This is a genomic window from Pseudogemmobacter sp. TB195 (assembly GCF_058313095.1).
In genome coordinates, this window is the sequence record NZ_JBZEGG010000007.1 from 17,156 (window position 1) to 33,599 (window position 16,444).

The 16,444-nt window shown below is 62.8% G+C and carries 16 protein-coding genes and 1 pseudogene; 4 read left to right on the forward strand and 13 right to left on the reverse strand.

Annotated elements, in window-relative coordinates; genetic code table 11:
• Positions 1-16: 16 nt before the first annotated feature.
• From deoC to AC4FS3_RS08765, 9 genes are read right to left on the reverse strand one after another with little or no spacing between them, the layout of a single operon-like run.
• Positions 17-742 (reverse strand): deoxyribose-phosphate aldolase, encoded by a 726-nt coding sequence (deoC, locus tag AC4FS3_RS08725; protein ID WP_283178886.1) that lies wholly within the window; start codon positions 740-742, stop codon positions 17-19.
• Between the two features lie 52 nt (positions 743-794).
• Positions 795-1,685, reverse strand: a complete 891-nt coding sequence (locus tag AC4FS3_RS08730; RefSeq protein WP_283178887.1) for an SIS domain-containing protein — start codon at positions 1,683-1,685, stop codon at positions 795-797.
• A gap of 24 nt (positions 1,686-1,709) precedes the next feature.
• Positions 1,710-2,594 (reverse strand): MBL fold metallo-hydrolase, encoded by an 885-nt coding sequence (locus AC4FS3_RS08735; protein WP_491020220.1) that lies wholly within the window; start codon positions 2,592-2,594, stop codon positions 1,710-1,712.
• Complete coding sequence (locus AC4FS3_RS08740; protein ID WP_491020221.1) at positions 2,591-3,535, reverse strand: phosphoglycerate dehydrogenase; 945 nt, start codon at positions 3,533-3,535, stop codon at positions 2,591-2,593. The genes AC4FS3_RS08735 and AC4FS3_RS08740 overlap by 4 nt, the downstream gene beginning before the upstream one ends.
• A 9-nt stretch (positions 3,536-3,544) precedes the next feature.
• On the reverse strand, positions 3,545-4,510 hold the full coding sequence (locus tag AC4FS3_RS08745) for a shikimate dehydrogenase family protein (protein ID WP_491020222.1): 966 nt from the start codon (positions 4,508-4,510) through the stop codon (positions 3,545-3,547).
• Entirely contained in the window at positions 4,507-5,163 is a 657-nt protein-coding gene (gene eda / locus AC4FS3_RS08750; protein WP_491020223.1) for a bifunctional 4-hydroxy-2-oxoglutarate aldolase/2-dehydro-3-deoxy-phosphogluconate aldolase, read from the reverse strand. Before eda ends, AC4FS3_RS08745 begins: the two co-directional genes overlap by 4 nt.
• Positions 5,164-5,174: 11 nt before the next feature.
• On the reverse strand, positions 5,175-5,801 hold the full coding sequence (locus AC4FS3_RS08755; protein ID WP_491020224.1) for a glucose-6-phosphate isomerase family protein: 627 nt from the start codon (positions 5,799-5,801) through the stop codon (positions 5,175-5,177).
• A 21-nt stretch (positions 5,802-5,822) separates the two neighbouring features.
• Positions 5,823-6,581 carry a GolD/DthD family dehydrogenase gene (locus tag AC4FS3_RS08760; protein ID WP_491020225.1) on the reverse strand — a complete coding sequence of 253 codons (759 nt, stop codon included), beginning with the start codon at positions 6,579-6,581 and terminating at the stop codon, positions 5,823-5,825.
• Complete coding sequence (locus tag AC4FS3_RS08765) at positions 6,581-7,663, reverse strand: glycerol dehydrogenase (protein WP_491020226.1); 1,083 nt, start codon at positions 7,661-7,663, stop codon at positions 6,581-6,583. Before AC4FS3_RS08765 ends, AC4FS3_RS08760 begins: the two co-directional genes overlap by 1 nt.
• 196 nt (positions 7,664-7,859) lie before the next feature.
• On the opposite strand from AC4FS3_RS08765, the gene AC4FS3_RS08770 reads away from it, so the two are divergent.
• From AC4FS3_RS08770 to AC4FS3_RS08785, 4 genes are all read left to right on the forward strand, one after another.
• On the forward strand, positions 7,860-9,353 hold the full coding sequence (locus AC4FS3_RS08770; protein WP_491020227.1) for a sugar ABC transporter ATP-binding protein: 1,494 nt from the start codon (positions 7,860-7,862) through the stop codon (positions 9,351-9,353).
• On the forward strand, positions 9,350-10,348 hold the full coding sequence (locus AC4FS3_RS08775) for an ABC transporter permease (RefSeq protein WP_491020228.1): 999 nt from the start codon (positions 9,350-9,352) through the stop codon (positions 10,346-10,348). Before AC4FS3_RS08770 ends, AC4FS3_RS08775 begins: the two co-directional genes overlap by 4 nt.
• A gap of 103 nt (positions 10,349-10,451) precedes the next feature.
• On the forward strand, positions 10,452-11,708 hold the full coding sequence (locus tag AC4FS3_RS08780; RefSeq protein WP_491020229.1) for a sugar ABC transporter substrate-binding protein: 1,257 nt from the start codon (positions 10,452-10,454) through the stop codon (positions 11,706-11,708).
• 113 nt (positions 11,709-11,821) lie between these two features.
• Complete coding sequence (locus tag AC4FS3_RS08785; RefSeq protein WP_491020230.1) at positions 11,822-12,556, forward strand: SDR family oxidoreductase; 735 nt, start codon at positions 11,822-11,824, stop codon at positions 12,554-12,556.
• 35 nt (positions 12,557-12,591) lie between these two features.
• On the opposite strand, the pseudogene AC4FS3_RS08790 reads toward AC4FS3_RS08785, so the two are convergent.
• The 4 genes and pseudogenes from AC4FS3_RS08790 to AC4FS3_RS08805 form a co-directional block, all read right to left on the reverse strand.
• A pseudogene (locus AC4FS3_RS08790) lies at positions 12,592-12,845 on the reverse strand (IS3 family transposase); the annotation flags it as partial.
• Between the two features lie 542 nt (positions 12,846-13,387).
• Positions 13,388-14,617: an acyl-CoA dehydrogenase family protein gene (locus AC4FS3_RS08795; protein ID WP_491020231.1), complete on the reverse strand. Its 1,230-nt coding sequence runs from the start codon at positions 14,615-14,617 to the stop codon at positions 13,388-13,390.
• 94 nt (positions 14,618-14,711) lie between these two features.
• The gene (gene sfnG / locus AC4FS3_RS08800) at positions 14,712-15,803 is read right to left on the reverse strand and encodes a dimethylsulfone monooxygenase SfnG (RefSeq protein ID WP_491020232.1); all 1,092 of its coding nucleotides are present in this window, start codon (positions 15,801-15,803) and stop codon (positions 14,712-14,714) included.
• 70 nt (positions 15,804-15,873) lie between these two features.
• Entirely contained in the window at positions 15,874-16,434 is a 561-nt protein-coding gene (locus AC4FS3_RS08805) for an NAD(P)H-dependent oxidoreductase (protein ID WP_491020233.1), read from the reverse strand.
• Between the last annotated feature and the right edge of the window lie 10 nt (positions 16,435-16,444).

The window sequence follows — 16,444 nt, forward strand, 5'->3', positions numbered from 1 at the left end:
GTCTGTCTGGTCCGGCTCAGCCCGCGACCCGCAGCCCGCCATCCGGCAGGGACCGGCAGGCCGCGATCAGGTCTCTGGCCACATCCGTATTGATGCCAAACCGCGTGACTCCGGCTTCGATCATGGCAGCAACGGTCTCAAGATCACGGATCCCGCCCGAGGCCTTGATGCCAATTTCCGCGCCGGCGGCTTCCCGGATCAGCCGGATATGGTGCAAGGTGGTGGGGAGCCCGGTCCAGCCGGTGCCGGTCTTAACAAAGGCTGCCCCGGACGCCGCCACCAGCGTCGCCGCGCGGCGGATCTCGTCATCGGTCAGTCGCGAGACCTCGATGATCACCTTGACCGGCACCGGTGCCACGGCTTTGATCACGGCGGCAAGCTCTGTCGCCACATAGGCATCATCGCCAGACTTCAGCCGCCCGATATTCATCATCATATCGACTTCGGTGGCGCCGTCCGCGACCAGCCCGCGCGCCTCGACAAGTTTGGTCTCTGTGCGGTTGCCGCCCGAGGGAAAGCCGATCGGTCCGCCCACCAGCACCCCGCAACGGCCCGGAAGCAATGTCGCCAGCAATGCGGTGAAATGCGGCAGCGCATGGACGGCGATGAAGCCTTCGGCCAGCGCGACCCGGGCGACCTCGCGCAGGTCGGCCTCGGTATGGAAAGCCTGCACGGCGCTGATATCAATCATCTGCGCAAGATCGCGCGGCGACAGGATGCTTTCGGCGGGTGCCTCGGCCATAGTTTTCTCCTTGCTGGAACAACCGGGGGATGCCCCGGTCCTGCCCTTCGTCTCAGCCCTCTCCGCGCGCGCGGAACCGGGCCAGATGTTGTTTCATTTCCTTGAAACGGTTCGCCTGCTCGGCGTCGCGGCGCAGAGCTACCGCCGTCGAGAGGATGTCGATGGTGACCAGAGCCGCCAGCCGCGAAATGGTCGGTGTATAGGCATCGGTATTGTCGAGTGTCTCGACCACCAGCACCACATCGCAATATTGCGCCAGCGGCCCCTCGGCGCCCAGAAGACCCAGCACCTTTGCACCGTTCCGGCGTGCCAGCTGCGCCACCTCGATCAGAGATTTCGTCATTGCGGTATTCGAGATCACCACCGCCACATCACCCGGGCGCATCATGCCCGCCTGCATGGTCATCTGGTGCAGGTCGCGCTCGGCACCGCAGGGAATTCCGAACAGCGGAAACTTCTGCTGTGCGTCCAGCGCCACGATGGCCGAGGCGCCAAAGCCGAAGAACTCCAGTCTTGCGGCATCGGCCAGCAGGGATACCGCCGCCTCCATCCGCACGGTGTCAAGCTGGCGGCGGGCCCAGTCGAGGCTGGTGATTGTGTAGTCAAATATCTTGCCCGAAATGACCTGGACAGAGTCGAAAGCCGCAATCGCCGAATGCGTCGCCGGCGTCCCGAGCGCGAGACTATGGGCCAGCCGCAGCTTGAAATCATTGAAGCCCTCGCAGCCCACGGCAGTGCAGAAGCGGATGACGGTGGGCTGGCTGACCTGGGCCAGCTCTGCCGTTTCTGCCACGGTGGCCGAAAGAAAACGCGACGGATCTTCAAGCACAAGATCCGCCACTTTGCGGTCAGAGCGGCGCAGATCCGGCAGCGCCTGGCGGATCGCGGTAAGGATATCGACGCCGGGATTGCTCCGCGCCTGTTCTGTCGACTTTGGTTCCATTACCGCTCTCCTGCTCAAAATAGGTCAGCCGACACAATAAACCACGCCGGTCATGGCGCGTAGTATCGCAAGATCGGCCCGTTGCGCAGCCATGGCGTCGATCCGCTCCGGCGCACAGCTATTGAAGGCGAACATGCCATAGTGATGCGCCAGCAATGTGCCCGCCCCGACGGCGCAGGTGATCCCGGCCGCTTCCTCAAGCGAGAAATTTCCCGCAATTCCTGATGCTGTCAGCTCGGGGTCACGCCCGTTCACCGGCAAAAGTGCGATGTCTGGGGCGAAATCGGTGACATCAGAGACAAGCCCCTCAAAAGGCACACAATCCCCCGAATGCCAGAGCCGCAGATCCGGCGTCGCCAGACCATAGCCGAGAAACCGGTGCCGCCCTGTGAGATCCGTTTCCGGGGTTTCATGTGCCGCAGCGAACACCCGAAGCGAAAGCCCCGGCGCAAGCGCAATCCTTGCCCCTGCATCGGTGCCGGTAAGGCGCGGATCTTCCGGGTCGAGCCGGCTGCGAAGGGCGGCCTCGGCCCGCTCCGCCTCGGGGAATATAAAGCGCGCTGCCGGAAAGGCCTGCGCGATATAAGGCAGCGTGCCCGGATCCATATGATCGCCGTGGCGATGGGTCAGCAGGATGAAGTCCGGCTCCGGCAGATCTCTGACGGCAACCGGCACCGGCATCATCCGCTCATGCGGGCGGGCTGTACCGCGATATTTATCCGCCAGGCTGTCAGAGAGGTAAGGATCTATCAGACCAAACCGGCTTGCGGCGAAGATCGCGAACCCCGCCTGGCCAAGCCAGAAGATCTCTGTTCCCCCGGCCTGAGCCCCGCGCAGCCGGGCCGCGCGCAGCGCCGTTGCGAGATCCCCCGCGAAGGGCCGCGCGGACAGAAGGCGCCCGGGGGTCATGCCGGTGCTCCGGCTGCGGGTCCAAGGGCGCGGATCAGGTTCCGGACCGCGATCAACGTCGCACGGCTGACGCTTTCCGCAGTCAAAGCGCCGATATGGCTGGTCGCAATGACATTAGGGTCACCTGCAAGGGTCAGATCGCGCGGTGGTTCCTCGGCAAAGACATCGGTTCCGTAGCCGCCCACAGCACCGCTCGCCAGCGCCGCTTTCATTGCCTGCTCATCGACGAGGCTCGCCCGGGCGGTGTTCACCACCAGGGCGCCCACCGGCAAGAGGGCAAGTTCTGCGGCGCCCAGCAAAGGCGCCCCATCGGTGCGGGCGGGCGCATGGAGGCTGATCAGATCGGCTGAGCGCAGCAGCTCTTCAAAGGGCACAAAGGAAAACAGCGCCGGATGCAGGCCGGGATCGCGCGGGAAGGGATCATAGGCCAGCACCTTTGCCCCCATTGCCACCACCACGCGGGCGACATGCGCCCCGATCGCGCCCATTCCGACGATGCCGACCGTGCGGCCCGAGATCTCGGCTCCGCGCCTGCGAAGCCAGCCGCCCGATTTCACGCTGTGATCGGTTTCAGGGATATGGCGCGACAGGGACAGCATCAGACTGACCGCAAGCTCTGCCACGCCGATGGCATTCGCGCCCTCAGCTCGCAGCACCTGCACCCCCCGGGCCTCACATTCCGCCAGCGGCAGATTGTCGGTGCCGACACCGTTTCTGGAAATCGCCCTCAGCGCCGATGCGGCCCGGATGACCTCGGCCGGGACCGGCTCGACCCCGGCAAGCCAGCCGACGCAACCGGGCAGCAGACTGGTCAGATCCTCGGGCGTCGGTGTCTCGCCGGCCTTTGCCCAGACGAGATCATAGCCCGCCTCGGTCAAAGGCGTCAGCTCTGCCGGGCGCAAAGCGGTCAGGGAGCGGGGCGTGATCAGAATGCGGGTCATGGTCCTGCCTCAGAGTTTCGGCTTCTGGCGTCCCGCCGCATCGGCAATGCGGGAGATCTCGTTGAAGACCGGTCCGGAAACCGGGATCGCGATATCGAAGACCTCGGCAATCACCTGGGTCCAGCCATGCAGGAAATAGGTCCAGCCATCCTCGATCTGCAGCGCCCTTGCCGCGCGGGCGCGTTCGGCCTGCTGCAAGAAGACCAGATCGCCGCGATAATTCAGATCCCAGGCAATGGCTTTCTCGGGGAAAAGCGCCGCATCGGTCAGGGGTGATCCGGGCGCATCCTTGCCAAGCCCTGTCGCATTGACCACAACCGAGCCGGGCTTCAGCCCCGCCAGCAATGCGTCATTGCGCCCGGGCCGGTCGGCCAGTTCATAATCCAGCTGCGCATCGGTTTCGATCCCGGAATGCACCTTTGCAATCTCGTCAAGCCGGGGCTGTGAGCGGTTCGAGACAATGATCCGCGACGGCACATCCGCGCCCCGCGCCTTGCGCATCAGATGCCAGGTGATCGCGATGGTCGAGCCACCCGCGCCCAGCATCAGCAGCTCGGCCCCGGTCTTCGCAAAATGATCCGGTAGCAGGAATCCATCCAGGGCAAGCCCGGATGAGATGGGGTCCTTGGCATGGCAGCGCAGGCGCCCGCCCCGTTTCGAGATACAGCTCACTTCATGCATCAGCTGTGCATGGGGGTCGATCTCGTCAAAGAGATCGCGGCAGGCCGCAAAAAGGTCAAGCTTATGGGTTGTCACCAGTGCGCCAAGCGAAAGCGGGTCATCACGGATGAATTCCACCGCCTCGCGATATGCGGCGGCATCGGCATGGAGCGGGAAATCAATTCCTCTGATACAGGCATCCTTCAACCCGAGATGATCGGCCCAGGCCGGGAAGACCCGCATGATGGAAGAGGCGCCGGTGGTGACACCGATGAAGTAAAAGGTCGGGCGGGTTGCAGGCTCATAGCGGCTCATTTCGGTTCCTCACGCAGTCTGGCGGCCATGGTGACGGCTTCGCGGGCCTTGCGGGTGATGGCTGCGAAATCGCCCTGGGAAATATCATCGCGGGTTGCGATCCAGGTTCCGCCCACGGCTGCGACGGCTGGCAGCGTCAGCCAGTCCCCCATTGTCGCAAGGCTGACACCGCCGGTCGGGATGAAACGGGGGGACAGATGGGCGAAAGGCGCCGAAATCGCCGAAAGCATCGCAGCCCCGCCCGCCGCGCCTGCGGGGAAGAACTTGAAGAGGGAAAGCCCTTCTCCAAGCGCAAGGCTCAGCTCCGAAGGCGTCATCACGCCCGGGGCGAAGGGCAACCCGGCGCGCGCCGCCGCCGTCGTGATCGCCGGATCATAGCCCGGAGCAAGGCCGAAGCGCGCCCCGGCGGCCTGGGCTGCCTGAAGATTGGCCGCGGTCAGGATCGTGCCTGCGCCGGTGATCAGCTCGGGCCGTGCTTCGCTCAGTCTGGCAATCACATCCCCCGCCGCGCCGGTGCGGAACGTGATTTCCGCAACCGGCAGCCCGCCTTCCAGCAAGGCATCCGCAAGGGCCAGCGCCTGATCGGCCTGTTCTATGGCAATCACCGGCACGACGCCAAGCCGCGCGATATGGTCGAAAATCCCGCTTTGCATCCCCTGCCCTCTCAGATTGCCGTTGCCATGACCGCTGCAACCGCTTCCGGGCTGCGCGGGTTGTAGAGATCGTTTTCGCGCTGTTCCCAGCCGCCGTTCGCGCTGGCATGGATACGGCTGCGCATACCGCCTGCACGGGCGATGATCTCGTAATCCTGGCCGGAATCGGACGGGTAGCAGAAGAACATGACCAGCGGCCCGGCGCCGGTATTGACCGAGCGGTGGATCCAGAACGGCGGCACATAGCAGACGGTCAGCGGCGAGACTTCAACGATGCGGATCTCACCATCGGGCGATTCCAGAAGCATCAGGCCCTCGCCCGAAATCCCCTGATAGATCTCGGGGCGATTTCCGGCCCGATGAATATGCCCGCGGGTCATGAAGAACTCGTCGCCGATCATCCCGGGTTCCATATGCGTCATCCCGAAGATCAGATCGCCCGGGGCCTCCGTCGGGCGGAACTCCTCGACGGTATAGACAACACGGTCGCCCTCATGTGCCACCGCCCCGGCAAAGGCCGCCGCGTCGCGATAAAGCCCACCAAGATCGGCGAGCCGCTTTTCATACCGGCCTGTGCGATTGCCAAGCGTGCCTGTCTGCGGCCCGATCAGACAGGCCACGGGATCATAGAATTCCAAAATTTGCTCCTTCGTCGTCTCTCAGCGGATCGTGTAGCCGCCGTCGATCGCCAGATTGGCACCGCTGACCATCGCGGCCTGCGGGCTGGCGAGATAGAGGACCGCTTCGGCGACCTCTTCGGGTTTCGCAAAACGTCCGACCGGAATGGCGGCGCGGGTTTCGACACCCTTCTGGCCGCCCCAGCTCATCAGACCAAGCTCGGTTTCGGTTACGGTGGGCGAGAGCGCATTCACAGTGATGCCGCGCTTGCCCCATTCCAGCGCCATGCAGCGGGTCATACCAAGAATGCCGGCCTTGCTGGTGCAATAGGCGACATGGCCCTCGATGCCGATTGTCGCGGCCTGCGAGGACATGTTGACGATGCGCCCATATCCCTGTTCCAGCATTGGCGCCGCCGCGGCTTTGGCAAACAGAAACGCCGCGCGCAGATTGATCGACAGGGTCGCATCCCAGAGATCAAGCGGAAAATCCTCCGCCGGGGCGAGCGGGCCGATGCCGACATTGTTGATCAGGATATCAAGCCGCCCGAAAGCCTCCAGCGCCGCCTGAACGGCCCGGCTGCCGCAGTCATCCTCACGTACATCCAGCTGCAAGGCGCGGTGTCCGGCGCCAAGACCGGCCGCGATTTCTGCAATTTTTTCATCCCGATCAACCAGCAGTAGCCTGGCGCCGCGTGCCGCAAACATCTGCGCAACGGCAAGGCCAATGCCTGCGGCCGCGCCGGTGATCAAAACCGGGCTGTTCTGAAAGCCGGTTTCAGGTGTGGGATTGATCTGCATCACAGAACCTCACGTGCAAAGGCATCCAGCGCGAAGATCGCATCGCGCAATGTTTCCACAGAAAGCGCAACCGGCGTCGCCCAGGTGCATTGGCCAGGCGCCAGCGCGGCCCCGGCAACGCGGGTGATTTCTTCGGTGGTGACCCCTTCAAGCCCCAGATCCGCAAGCGTCACCGGCAGGCCAAGGCTGCGGCAAAAGCGGATCATCGCCGTGATCTCTTCGGTGGCGCGGTTTTCCAGCATCAAAAGACACAGCGTGCCGAAGGCCACCTTTTCGCCATGGAGAAGACCATGCGTCTGCGGCAGCACCGTCAGCCCGTCATGGATGCCATGCGCCGCCGAACAGCCACAGTTTTCAAAGCCCAGACCGCTCATCAGGATATTGGCTTCGATGATCTGCTCCAGCGCGGCAGTGATCCGGCCTGCCCGCGCCGCAGCAACCGCTTTCGGCGCCTCTGCCATCAGAATATCATGACAGCGGCGCGCGACAGCGATGCCGACCTCGGTCGGGGGGAAACCGCCCGCGACATAGTTGCTCGTCCGGGATTCGATGTTCGAGCGGGCTTCGAACCAGGTCGAAAGCGCATCGCCGATGCCCGCGATCAGGAAGCGAACGGGCGCTGCAGCCACAATTTCGGTATCGACCAGCACAAGATCCGGATTGCGCGACAGGCGCAGGGATTCCTCAAAGACCCCGGCCTCGGAATAGCGCACCGCGACGGCGGAACAGGGGGCATCGGTCGAAGCGATGGTCGGCAGGATCACGATTCGGGCGCCGGTCTCAAGTGCCGCAATTTTCGCAGTGTCGATGGCCTTGCCACCGCCCGCGCCAATCACTGTCGATGCGCCCGTCTCACGGATCTGCGCCAAAATACGGGCAATCTCGGTCGCGGAACATTCGCCGCCGAAAGCCAGGATCTGCAGACCCGGAATGCCCGTCACGGCGGTCGAAAGCCGGTCGAACACCGCCCTGTCGATCAGCATCAGGCTTTTGCCACCCCAGCCTGCGAGGACATCACCCAGTCGCGCAACCGCTCCTCTTTCCTGGATATATTTCCCAGGTCCTCCAAATGCGCGCGACATGCCATCCCCTTACGTGTGTCGATGTAGTCTCACTACTAATTACGTTGCAACGCTACATGTCAATAGCTTTATGACTTACTATTTTTCAACTTTTTACAGTTGACACATTTATTTATGTACTATTACTACTTATACAGCACAAGGCAGATGCCGCAGCCAGGGGCAGGAGACCTATGGCCGCAGGGCGGAGGAGATCATGGCCAATAACCTGCAGATGGTATCGATCAGCAAGCATTTCGGGGGCATCCGCGCGCTGTCGGATGTCACTTTCACAGCGAATGGCGGCGAAGTTCATGCGCTTCTGGGCGAGAATGGCGCCGGCAAATCTACCCTGATGCGCGTCCTGTCCGGCGACCACCAGCCCGACCGCGGCAGGGTGGTTCTCGATGGCGAACCCCTGTCACTCGCCAGCCCCCGGGCGGCGCGCGACCATGGAATCGCGGTGATCTATCAGGAGTTCGCGCTCTGCCCGCATATGAGTGTGGCCGAGAACATCTTCATCGACGATCCGGGTTTCGGACGCAGTATCATCAACTGGAAGACTTTGTATTCCCGCGCCTCCGAACTTGTCGCGAGCCTTGGCCTCGCAAAGCTGGATGTGCGCCGCCCCGTTTCGGATCTTTCGGTAGCAGAGCAACAGATCGTCGAGATCTGCAAAGCGCTGCGCCGCAAATCCCGGGTGATCGTATTTGACGAGCCGTCGGCAGTGCTGACAGAGCGCGAAACCCGCCAGCTTTTCGACCTGATCCGCCGGCTTCGGGCGGAAGGTGTCTGCGTGATCTACATCTCACACCGGCTGGAAGAGATTTTCGAGATCTGCGATCGCGCCACGATCATGAAGGACGGGACCTATGTCGATACCGTGAATATCGCGGATATCGACCAGGGTCAGCTGGTCGCAATGATGGTCGGGCGCGAACTGACCCATATTTTCCCGCCGCGTCATGCCGTCATCGGCGCCCCGGTGCTGGAGGTGGACAATCTCAGGCTGGCCGAACTGGTCGGGGATGTCAGTTTCTCGGTGCGCGCTGGCGAGGTGCTTGGCTTTTACGGCCTGATCGGCGCGGGGCGGACCGAGGTGATGCGGGCGATTTTCGGCGCAGACCGCGCGGTATCGGGCGAGATCCGGCTAAAGGGTGCGCCCGTCCACAATACCAGCCCGGGCAAGGGCGTTGATAACGGCTTCGGCATGGTCCCCGAGGATCGCAAGGGTCAGGGTGTTCTGCTCGATCTGTCGATTGCGACAAACATCATGCTGCGGCGGCGCAACGGAACCGCCCTTATGGCGGGGGTTCTCAATTCCAGCGCCGAGCGTGACCAGGTCAACAGGCTGATCTCTGCGCTGCGGATCAAGACGCCCTCCGGCACGCCGGAGGTCTCGACCCTGTCGGGTGGCAACCAGCAAAAGGTCGCGCTGGCAAAATGGCTGGCGACGGATCTTGAGGTGCTCATTCTTGACGAGCCGACACGCGGCGTCGATGTCGGGGCGAAATCGGAAATCTATCAGATCATCAATGAGGTGGCCGAGCGCGGCCTTGCGGTGATCGTCGTCTCCTCCGACCTGCCGGAACTGATTGGCATAGCCGACCGCATCATCGTGATGCGCTCGGGTGTGATCACAGGCGAGCTGTCGGGAGAGGATATGAACGAAAAGGCGCTGATCGCGCTGGCGATGGGAGTGAAAGAATGACGCGAACCGCAGCCTCATCCGGATCAGGACAAGTTACCGGCTTTCTGGTGCGCAACAGCTCTGTTGTCATGCTGGTCCTTCTCATCATCGCGTCCGCGATCCTGTCGGATGCCTTTCTGTCACGGGGCAATATTTTCAACCTGCTGCGTCAGCTGACTCCGCTTTTGCTGATCAGCATCGGGATGTTGCTGGTCATCAATACCGGCGGCATCGACCTTTCGGTGGGCGCAATTGCGGCGGCCGGCGGCCTCGCGGTCGCGATCCTGATCCCACAGCTGCCCTTTGACGGCATTCCCGCCGTGCTTACGGGCGTTATTGCCATGCTGGTCTTCGGCGGGCTGCTTGGGGCGTTCAACGGGGCTCTCGTGGCATGGTTCCAGCTGGCACCGTTTGTTGTGACGCTGGCCATGATGACCATCGCACGTGGCATGACCTATATGATGTCGAACGGTCAGCCGGTACGCCTGCCCTATGAGCTCGAGGCAACCGCCATTTTCGATGCCTTCGGCAGCGGCGGGCTTCCCTGGCTCCGGCTGCCCTGGCCGGTCGTGTTGTCGATCCTGGTGATTGCCGGCTTCTGGTTCCTGATGCAGCGCATGGTTTTCGGTCGCATGGTAATCGCGACCGGCAGCAACGAGACGGCAGTGCGCCTCGCCGGCATCCCGCATCGTCGCTATATATTCGCAGTCTACGTGATCAGCGGTGCCCTGGCGGCCCTGGCCGGGATCGTCGTCACCTCGCGCACCGGGGTCGGAACGCCAGTGGCCGGCCTGGGCTTTGAGCTGGATGCGATTGCGGCCTGCGTGATCGGCGGCGCCCGGCTCTCGGGTGGCAAGGGCACGGTGATCAATACGGTGATCGGCGTCCTCGTGCTTGGCCTTATCGGCAATATCATGAACCTGATGAGCGTGCCGTCCTACCCGCAACAGATCATCAAAGGCCTGATCATCGTCGCGGCCGTAATGCTGCAACGTTTTGGCCGCGACCGGGCCTGACCCCTTTTCCAGGCGCCCGCGCCGTCTTTCAGAACCTAATCCACCTCCGGGCGCGATCTCGCGCCGGGACGAGGACCTTACATTCATCACAGGGAGGAACCAGATGAAATCCGTGAACACCAGACTGGCCATTTTGCTGGCAAGCGCCATCGCAATTCCCGCAGGAATTGCCTCGGCTCAGGACGCCGACAAGCCTGAGATCTACAAGCTGATGCCCGACACCGCGCTGTCCGGCCTTGTCGACCCCTATATGCCCGACCGCACCGATATCGACAAAGCCTGGCCGAAAACGCCCGCTGATCCGGGTAAGATCCAGGTCGGCTGGACCGAGATCACCATGGGCGGGCCGTTTTTCGTCGAACTGATCAAGGGCGCACAAAAGACCGCGGATGCCAGCAATATCGTGCTTGATGTGCAGGTGGCTGACGGCGATCTGCAACGCCAATGTGGTCATATCGACACCTTCATCACCCAGGGCAAAGATCTGATCGTCATCGATCCGACCGATACGCTGGGGGTCGCCTCCTGCATCAACCGGGCGGTGGATGCGGGCATCCCGGTGCTTGCCATCGGCACCGTGCCCTCGGACCGCGCGCGCATCCTGACCACGATCACGCCGAACCCCTATGAAAACGGCTTCCGCACCGGCGAATATGTCGGCCAGAATGCGGGGACCGATCCGATTGTTGCAGCGCTCATCGTTGGCGTGGTCGGCAATTCCACCTCCGAAAGCCGCCTCAACGGCATGGTCTCCGGCATGGTCTGGCAGCGCATTCAGGATCTTGGCCTGGACATCTCTCGTGAAGAGGCCATGCTGCGTGGCTACAACCTCTTCCAGCAGGCGAAGAAATCGGGCGGTTTCAACGATGAGGAGCTGAAGTTCCAGGTCGTCGCAATGGGCGAGGGCAACTGGACCGAGGAAGGAGGGCTTGCCGCGGCCGAGGATATTCTGACGGCGCATGGCAGCAAACTGACCCATATCCTTGCTGACAATGACTGGATGGGCATCGGATCGCTGCGGGCGCTGCGCAATACCGGCATCGAGACGATCAAAGTTGCCACCTCTGCCGATGGCGCACGTATTGCCCTGGAAGAGATTAAGAAGAGCAATCTACTGGTGACAGGCACCTTCTCGGGCGAGCAGACCGGCGTCTCCGCAGTGGCCTTTATCGATCAGATCTTCAACAAAGGGTTTGACGCGCAAAACCTGCCGCTGGGCACCTATTTCCCGGCCTATGCCATCACTCCGGAAAATGTTGACGACTTCATCGACCCGAACCCGGAAAACCAGTTCTATAAATACGAGGTTTCTCCGGTCCTCAATATCGGTGAGATCCGCGCCGCCGCGGGCGTGAACTGATCTGCCCTGTTCCGAATGAGGGGGCTCTTGGCCCCCTCAGACTTTGCGCTCCGGTCTTCTGGCCATTTGCTCTGCGCCAGGGGCAGCCCTTCCCTTCAGCATGAGGCCCGTGAATGCCCTCCCATATTTCCAAGCCCCTCGTCATGATCACTGGCGCCAGCGCCGGGATCGGGTCAGAAATCGCCCGCACCTTTGCCGCCGCCGGATATCCTTTGCTGCTCCTGGCGCGGCGGCGCGAAAAGCTCCTGGACCTCGGCCTTGCCAATGCCGTCTGCTGCGAGGCGGATGTGCGGGACCGGGACAGCATCCGCGCGGCCATAGCCGAAGGCGAGGCGCAGTCCGGCCCGGTCGATGTGCTGATCAACAATGCCGGGATCTCGCGTCTGGCACGGCTTGATGATCAGGATCCGGAAGACTGGCGCGATCTGATCGACATCAATGTGACCGGCGTTCTGAACTGCATGCATGCGGTGCTGCCTGGCATGAAGGCCCGCCGTCATGGAACCATTGTCAATATGTCGTCGATTGCCGGACGCAAGGTCTATCCTTTCCACGATGTCTATGGCGGCACCAAGCATTTCGTTCACGCCGTCAGCGACGGGGTGCGGGGCGCATCGGCAGAGTTCAACGTGCGCGTGATGACGGTTTCGCCGGGCATCACCAAATCCGAGATCGACAAAACCATCACCGATCCCGCAGCCTATGCGGTCTGGTCCGCTGACCGCGACCGGATGGAGGGGGGGATCGACGCAACTCATGTGGCCTCGGCGATCCTCTTCGCCTGCCAGTTGCCGCAATCGGTAAATCTTCAGGAACTGACGATTACCGCGACCGCCCAGGCCTATTGAGGCACCCCGCTCACCTGCAAAGAAAGCCCTGACGAGCGGTCGTTTTCGCGGCTCTGGCAGGTCCTGCGCCTGATCCGCTCGCGCCTGAGCAGGTTGAAGAAGGGCTCGGCGACTGCGTTGTCGTGGCAGTTTCCACAGGGGCTCCTGGAAGGATCGGGATTGTGGGCGCGTGAGATAACGCCGCCCGGTCCAAGCTGGTAAACTGGCTGCCCTGATCCCTGTGGACCACCACCTTCGCCTTTGGCTTGCACCGCCAGCTGGCCATGATCAAGGCGTGCAGGGTGACCTCTGGTTTACATGGACCAGGCGCGCACGCGCGGGATCCCGACGTCCTTCTCCGTGTCTCCTGCCGCCGCCTTAACGTATTGGCGCTTTCGGGTACAGAGCGAGGGCTTGCTCACGCCAGGCCGGGCCAAAACGTCGTCGACCGGATTGCGCCGCGCAGTTGTCTGCGCGACCGCATCGCGCCATGGTCCGTCAGTGAAATTGCCTGTGCCCATCATGGCCTCTTTGCCGCAAAATCAGCAAAGAAGGCATGCAGGAAACATGGGACTGTTCATCAGCCAGCCGACAAGCCCGCCGGTCAGGCCGTTCGATTGGGCAATTATGCGATCCCCGCTGAGGCGTCCCTTCCGTGGCCGGCCGGATCGCTCACAGGCGGCACCTTAATACCGACGGCGCTGACAGCACTGACTTCCGAAGTTACGGGATCTGGCACTCCTTCGGAGCCAGGGTCCAGCTCAGGTTAAAGCGCATGACATAAAGGTGTGGCCCTGGATAAGTTCAGGACCACCGCAGGGTACCGGTTCTGTCAGGCGGCAGCGACAGGCCTCAGCTCTCGACCGCGCCGATTTGCCAGACATAGACCGGCTCGGTGCCATTGACCGCGTGATCACCGAGGATGCGCTCTTTGTAGATCAACGGGTTATGGTTCGCGGCCGTCCTGGCATTGCGCCAGTAGCGGTCCAGTCCGAGCGCCGTATCCGCCGCCGAGGCGCTCAGCGCGTTGAAGAGGTCGCTGGTTGCCCGCAGCGCGAGGTCCGCCGCCGCAACCTGAGCTTCGGCCGAGGCCAGTTCCGCCGCGATATTGGCGGCGTCATCGGCGGCTTTGTCTCCCGCTTGCGAGGTCTCATAGGCGCGATCGGCTGCACGGGCGGCCTCGATGGTGGCGGCGCGGGCGGCAAAAGCAAAAGCACGCGCGCGGCCCACGACCTGCAGGACCTGCGGGTCCTCGCGGACCACCGAGCCCGAGCCATGTGAGAAGGCGCGTTTGCGGGCGGCGACCTTACCCGCGACATCCTGCACCGCCGCCAGCGCCGCCCCGGACAGCACCGCGTCCAGCACCAGCTGATAATAGGCGGTCTGATAGCGGAAACGGGTTTCGAACGGCACCAACCCCTCGGCCTCCAGCGCTGCCCCTTTGAACGTGGTGGTGCCGGTCCCGGTCAGCTTCTGGCCAAAGCCGGTCCAGTCATCCAGCCGGTCGATCCCCGGCTGATCGGCGCGCAGAATCGCCACCACTGGCGCCCCATTGTCTGAACGCACCGCATAAGTGTCGATCCAGTCTGCAAAAATCGTACCTGTCGAATAGTACTTCTCGCCATCGACGCGAAAGCCCTCCCCCTCGGGTGTGACTTTGGTGAAGGTCTCTCCCAGCCTGACCTTGCCAATTTCGGACCAGGCATTGCCGGCGATCTCTCCCTTGCCAAAGCGGCGCAGCCAGACCTCTCCTTCGGCGCGCGGCGCCACCAGCCGGTCCTCGACCAGCGCGAAATGGCCGCGCAGCGCCTGGACGATATTGGTATCCGCCGCAGCAAGGTCGATCAGCAGATCAAAGAACTGCTCAAGGCTCGCGCCGGAACCGCCGAATTCAACCGGCACCCGCAGCGCGGTGAACCCGGCCTCTTTCAGCCATTTGATCTCCTCAAACGGCAATTTCCGCTCGCGTTCACGCTGGTTGGCGCCCTCACGGATGCGTTCGAACAGGGGCGCGAACCGGGCCTTGAGCGCGGCCAGATCGGGAAGCGTCGCGGGCTGAAAGCTGGTTTCTTGTATCGTCATTTTAGGGGACTCCGGTTGCAACAGCCCGCCCTGCCCGGCGCAGTGGCGCCGGGGGCATCATGGCTGGTCGATGGGCTTATCGGCAGGCGCCGCGTTATTCGGCGGCGAGGGTTTGTTTTTTGCGGGCTTCGATGGCGCGGACGCGGGGGAGGACGTGTTTTCCGAAATACTCAACCTCTTCCTGGAAATGCAGGAAGCCAAGGAGGATGAGGTCGGCGCCGGCCTCTTTCAGGCCGATTATGCGTTCGGCGACCTGGTCGGGCGTGCCGATCAGGTTCGAGCGGAAGCCGTCATTATATTGCACGAGGTCCTCGAAGGAGGATTTCGCCCAGTTGCCCTCGCCCTCGGGGCTGGCGCGGCCGGCATTGACCACCTGTCCGGCAAAGCCCTGGACGGCTTCGGGATTGGCCTTCGCGATGATCTCGCGCAGCACTGCCTGTGCCTCGGCTTCGGTCTCGCGCACGATGGCGAAGGCGTTGATGCCGACCTTCACCTTATGCCCGTTCGCCGCCGCTTTCGCGCGGATATCCTCGACCTGGGCGCCGAGCCCTTCCGGCGTATTGCCATTGGTGAAATACCAGTCCGAGACCCGGGCCGCCATATCCCGCGCCGCGCGTGACGAGCCGCCCTGGAAGATTTCCGGTTGCGGATCAACGGGTTTGGGCTTCAGGCTATAGTCGTTGAAGCGGTAGAAATCGCCCCGGAAGGTAAAGCTTTCCTCAGACCAGATGCCGCGCAGCGCCCGGATGAATTCTTCGGACCGGCGGTAGCGCTCGTCATGATCCAGCCAATGCTCGCCGATCGCCGCGAATTCGCCCCGGAACCAGCCCGAGACCACATTGACCGCGATCCGCCCGCCCGAGAGATGGCTGATCGTGGCGATTTGTTTCGCCGCCAGCGCCGGGTTCCAGGGGCCGGGCAAAAGCGCCGCAATCACCTTCAGCCGTTCGGTATGGGCCAGCAGATCCTGGCTGAACGAGACGGATTCATGTTGATTGTCAGCGCCGTAGCCCGCGGTAAAGCGGATCTGGCTCAGCGCATAGTCAAAGCCCGCTTCCTCGGCGATCTGCGCCAGTTTGCGGTTATAGTCCGGCGTCCAGCTGGTGCGCTGTTCGATATCCGAGATCACGAGGCCGCCCGAGACATTGGGCACCCAATAGGCGAATTTGACGGGATCGGAGGTCATGTGCAGCCCCTGTGAAACGGGTTATCCAGCGAAACGGGTTATTCGGCGAGACGGGTTTTTCGGCGGCGGCTTATTCTGCCGCAGCACGGATCCGCGCGGCGCCGGGGAAAATCGTGGCGAATTCGTCAATGGCCCGGGCGAGCCGGTTCAGCGCCGGGTCCGATACCAGCCGCCCCTCGCTGAAATCGCGGTCCGAGACATGCACGGCGGTCGAGAGCACGCGGGCCTCGAAAAAGGCGAAAAGCGGCCGCAGCTGATGTTCCACCGCCAGCGCATGTTTTTCGCCCCCGCCGGTCGCGGAGATCAGCACCGGCTTGCGCAGCAGCGCAGAAGGGTCGATCAGGTCGATCAGGTGTTTGAAAAGACCGGGATAAGAGCCCTTATAGATCGGCGTCGCAACGATCAGCGCATCGGCATTCAAAAGCGTATCGAGGTTCTGCCGCGCCTTGGGGCTGAGGTCATCGGCGCGCCGCGCCCGGCCCAGATCCTCGCCGAAATCGGCGATGTCAAACAGGGTTGTGCGCGCATGCAACCCGGCCCCGGCCAGATCCAGCGCCTGCCCGACCAGCGCACGCGTTTTCGACGGCGCGGTGATATTCCCCGCAAGACCCACGATATGAAGTTCGGACATACGGCTTTCC

Bases quoted from the DNA above. Each gene is read 5' to 3' on its own strand.
- AC4FS3_RS08780 (WP_491020229.1), top strand. From the start codon at position 10,452: ATGAAATCCGTGAACACCAGACTGGCCATTTTGCTGGCAAGCGCCATC.
- AC4FS3_RS08760 (WP_491020225.1), bottom strand. From the start codon at position 6,581: ATGCAGATCAATCCCACACCTGAAACCGGCTTTCAGAACAGCCCGGTT.
- AC4FS3_RS08745 (WP_491020222.1), bottom strand. From the start codon at position 4,510: ATGAGCCGCTATGAGCCTGCAACCCGCCCGACCTTTTACTTCATCGGT.
- AC4FS3_RS08770 (WP_491020227.1), top strand. From the start codon at position 7,860: ATGGCCAATAACCTGCAGATGGTATCGATCAGCAAGCATTTCGGGGGC.
- eda (WP_491020223.1), bottom strand. From the start codon at position 5,163: ATGCAAAGCGGGATTTTCGACCATATCGCGCGGCTTGGCGTCGTGCCG.
- AC4FS3_RS08740 (WP_491020221.1), bottom strand. From the start codon at position 3,535: ATGACCCGCATTCTGATCACGCCCCGCTCCCTGACCGCTTTGCGCCCG.
- AC4FS3_RS08735 (WP_491020220.1), bottom strand. From the start codon at position 2,594: ATGACCCCCGGGCGCCTTCTGTCCGCGCGGCCCTTCGCGGGGGATCTC.
- sfnG (WP_491020232.1), bottom strand. From the start codon at position 15,803: ATGACCTCCGATCCCGTCAAATTCGCCTATTGGGTGCCCAATGTCTCG.
- AC4FS3_RS08795 (WP_491020231.1), bottom strand. From the start codon at position 14,617: ATGACGATACAAGAAACCAGCTTTCAGCCCGCGACGCTTCCCGATCTG.
- AC4FS3_RS08785 (WP_491020230.1), top strand. From the start codon at position 11,822: ATGCCCTCCCATATTTCCAAGCCCCTCGTCATGATCACTGGCGCCAGC.
- AC4FS3_RS08805 (WP_491020233.1), bottom strand. From the start codon at position 16,434: ATGTCCGAACTTCATATCGTGGGTCTTGCGGGGAATATCACCGCGCCG.
- AC4FS3_RS08730 (WP_283178887.1), bottom strand. From the start codon at position 1,685: ATGGAACCAAAGTCGACAGAACAGGCGCGGAGCAATCCCGGCGTCGAT.
- AC4FS3_RS08765 (WP_491020226.1), bottom strand. From the start codon at position 7,663: ATGTCGCGCGCATTTGGAGGACCTGGGAAATATATCCAGGAAAGAGGA.
- AC4FS3_RS08775 (WP_491020228.1), top strand. From the start codon at position 9,350: ATGACGCGAACCGCAGCCTCATCCGGATCAGGACAAGTTACCGGCTTT.
- deoC (WP_283178886.1), bottom strand. From the start codon at position 742: ATGGCCGAGGCACCCGCCGAAAGCATCCTGTCGCCGCGCGATCTTGCG.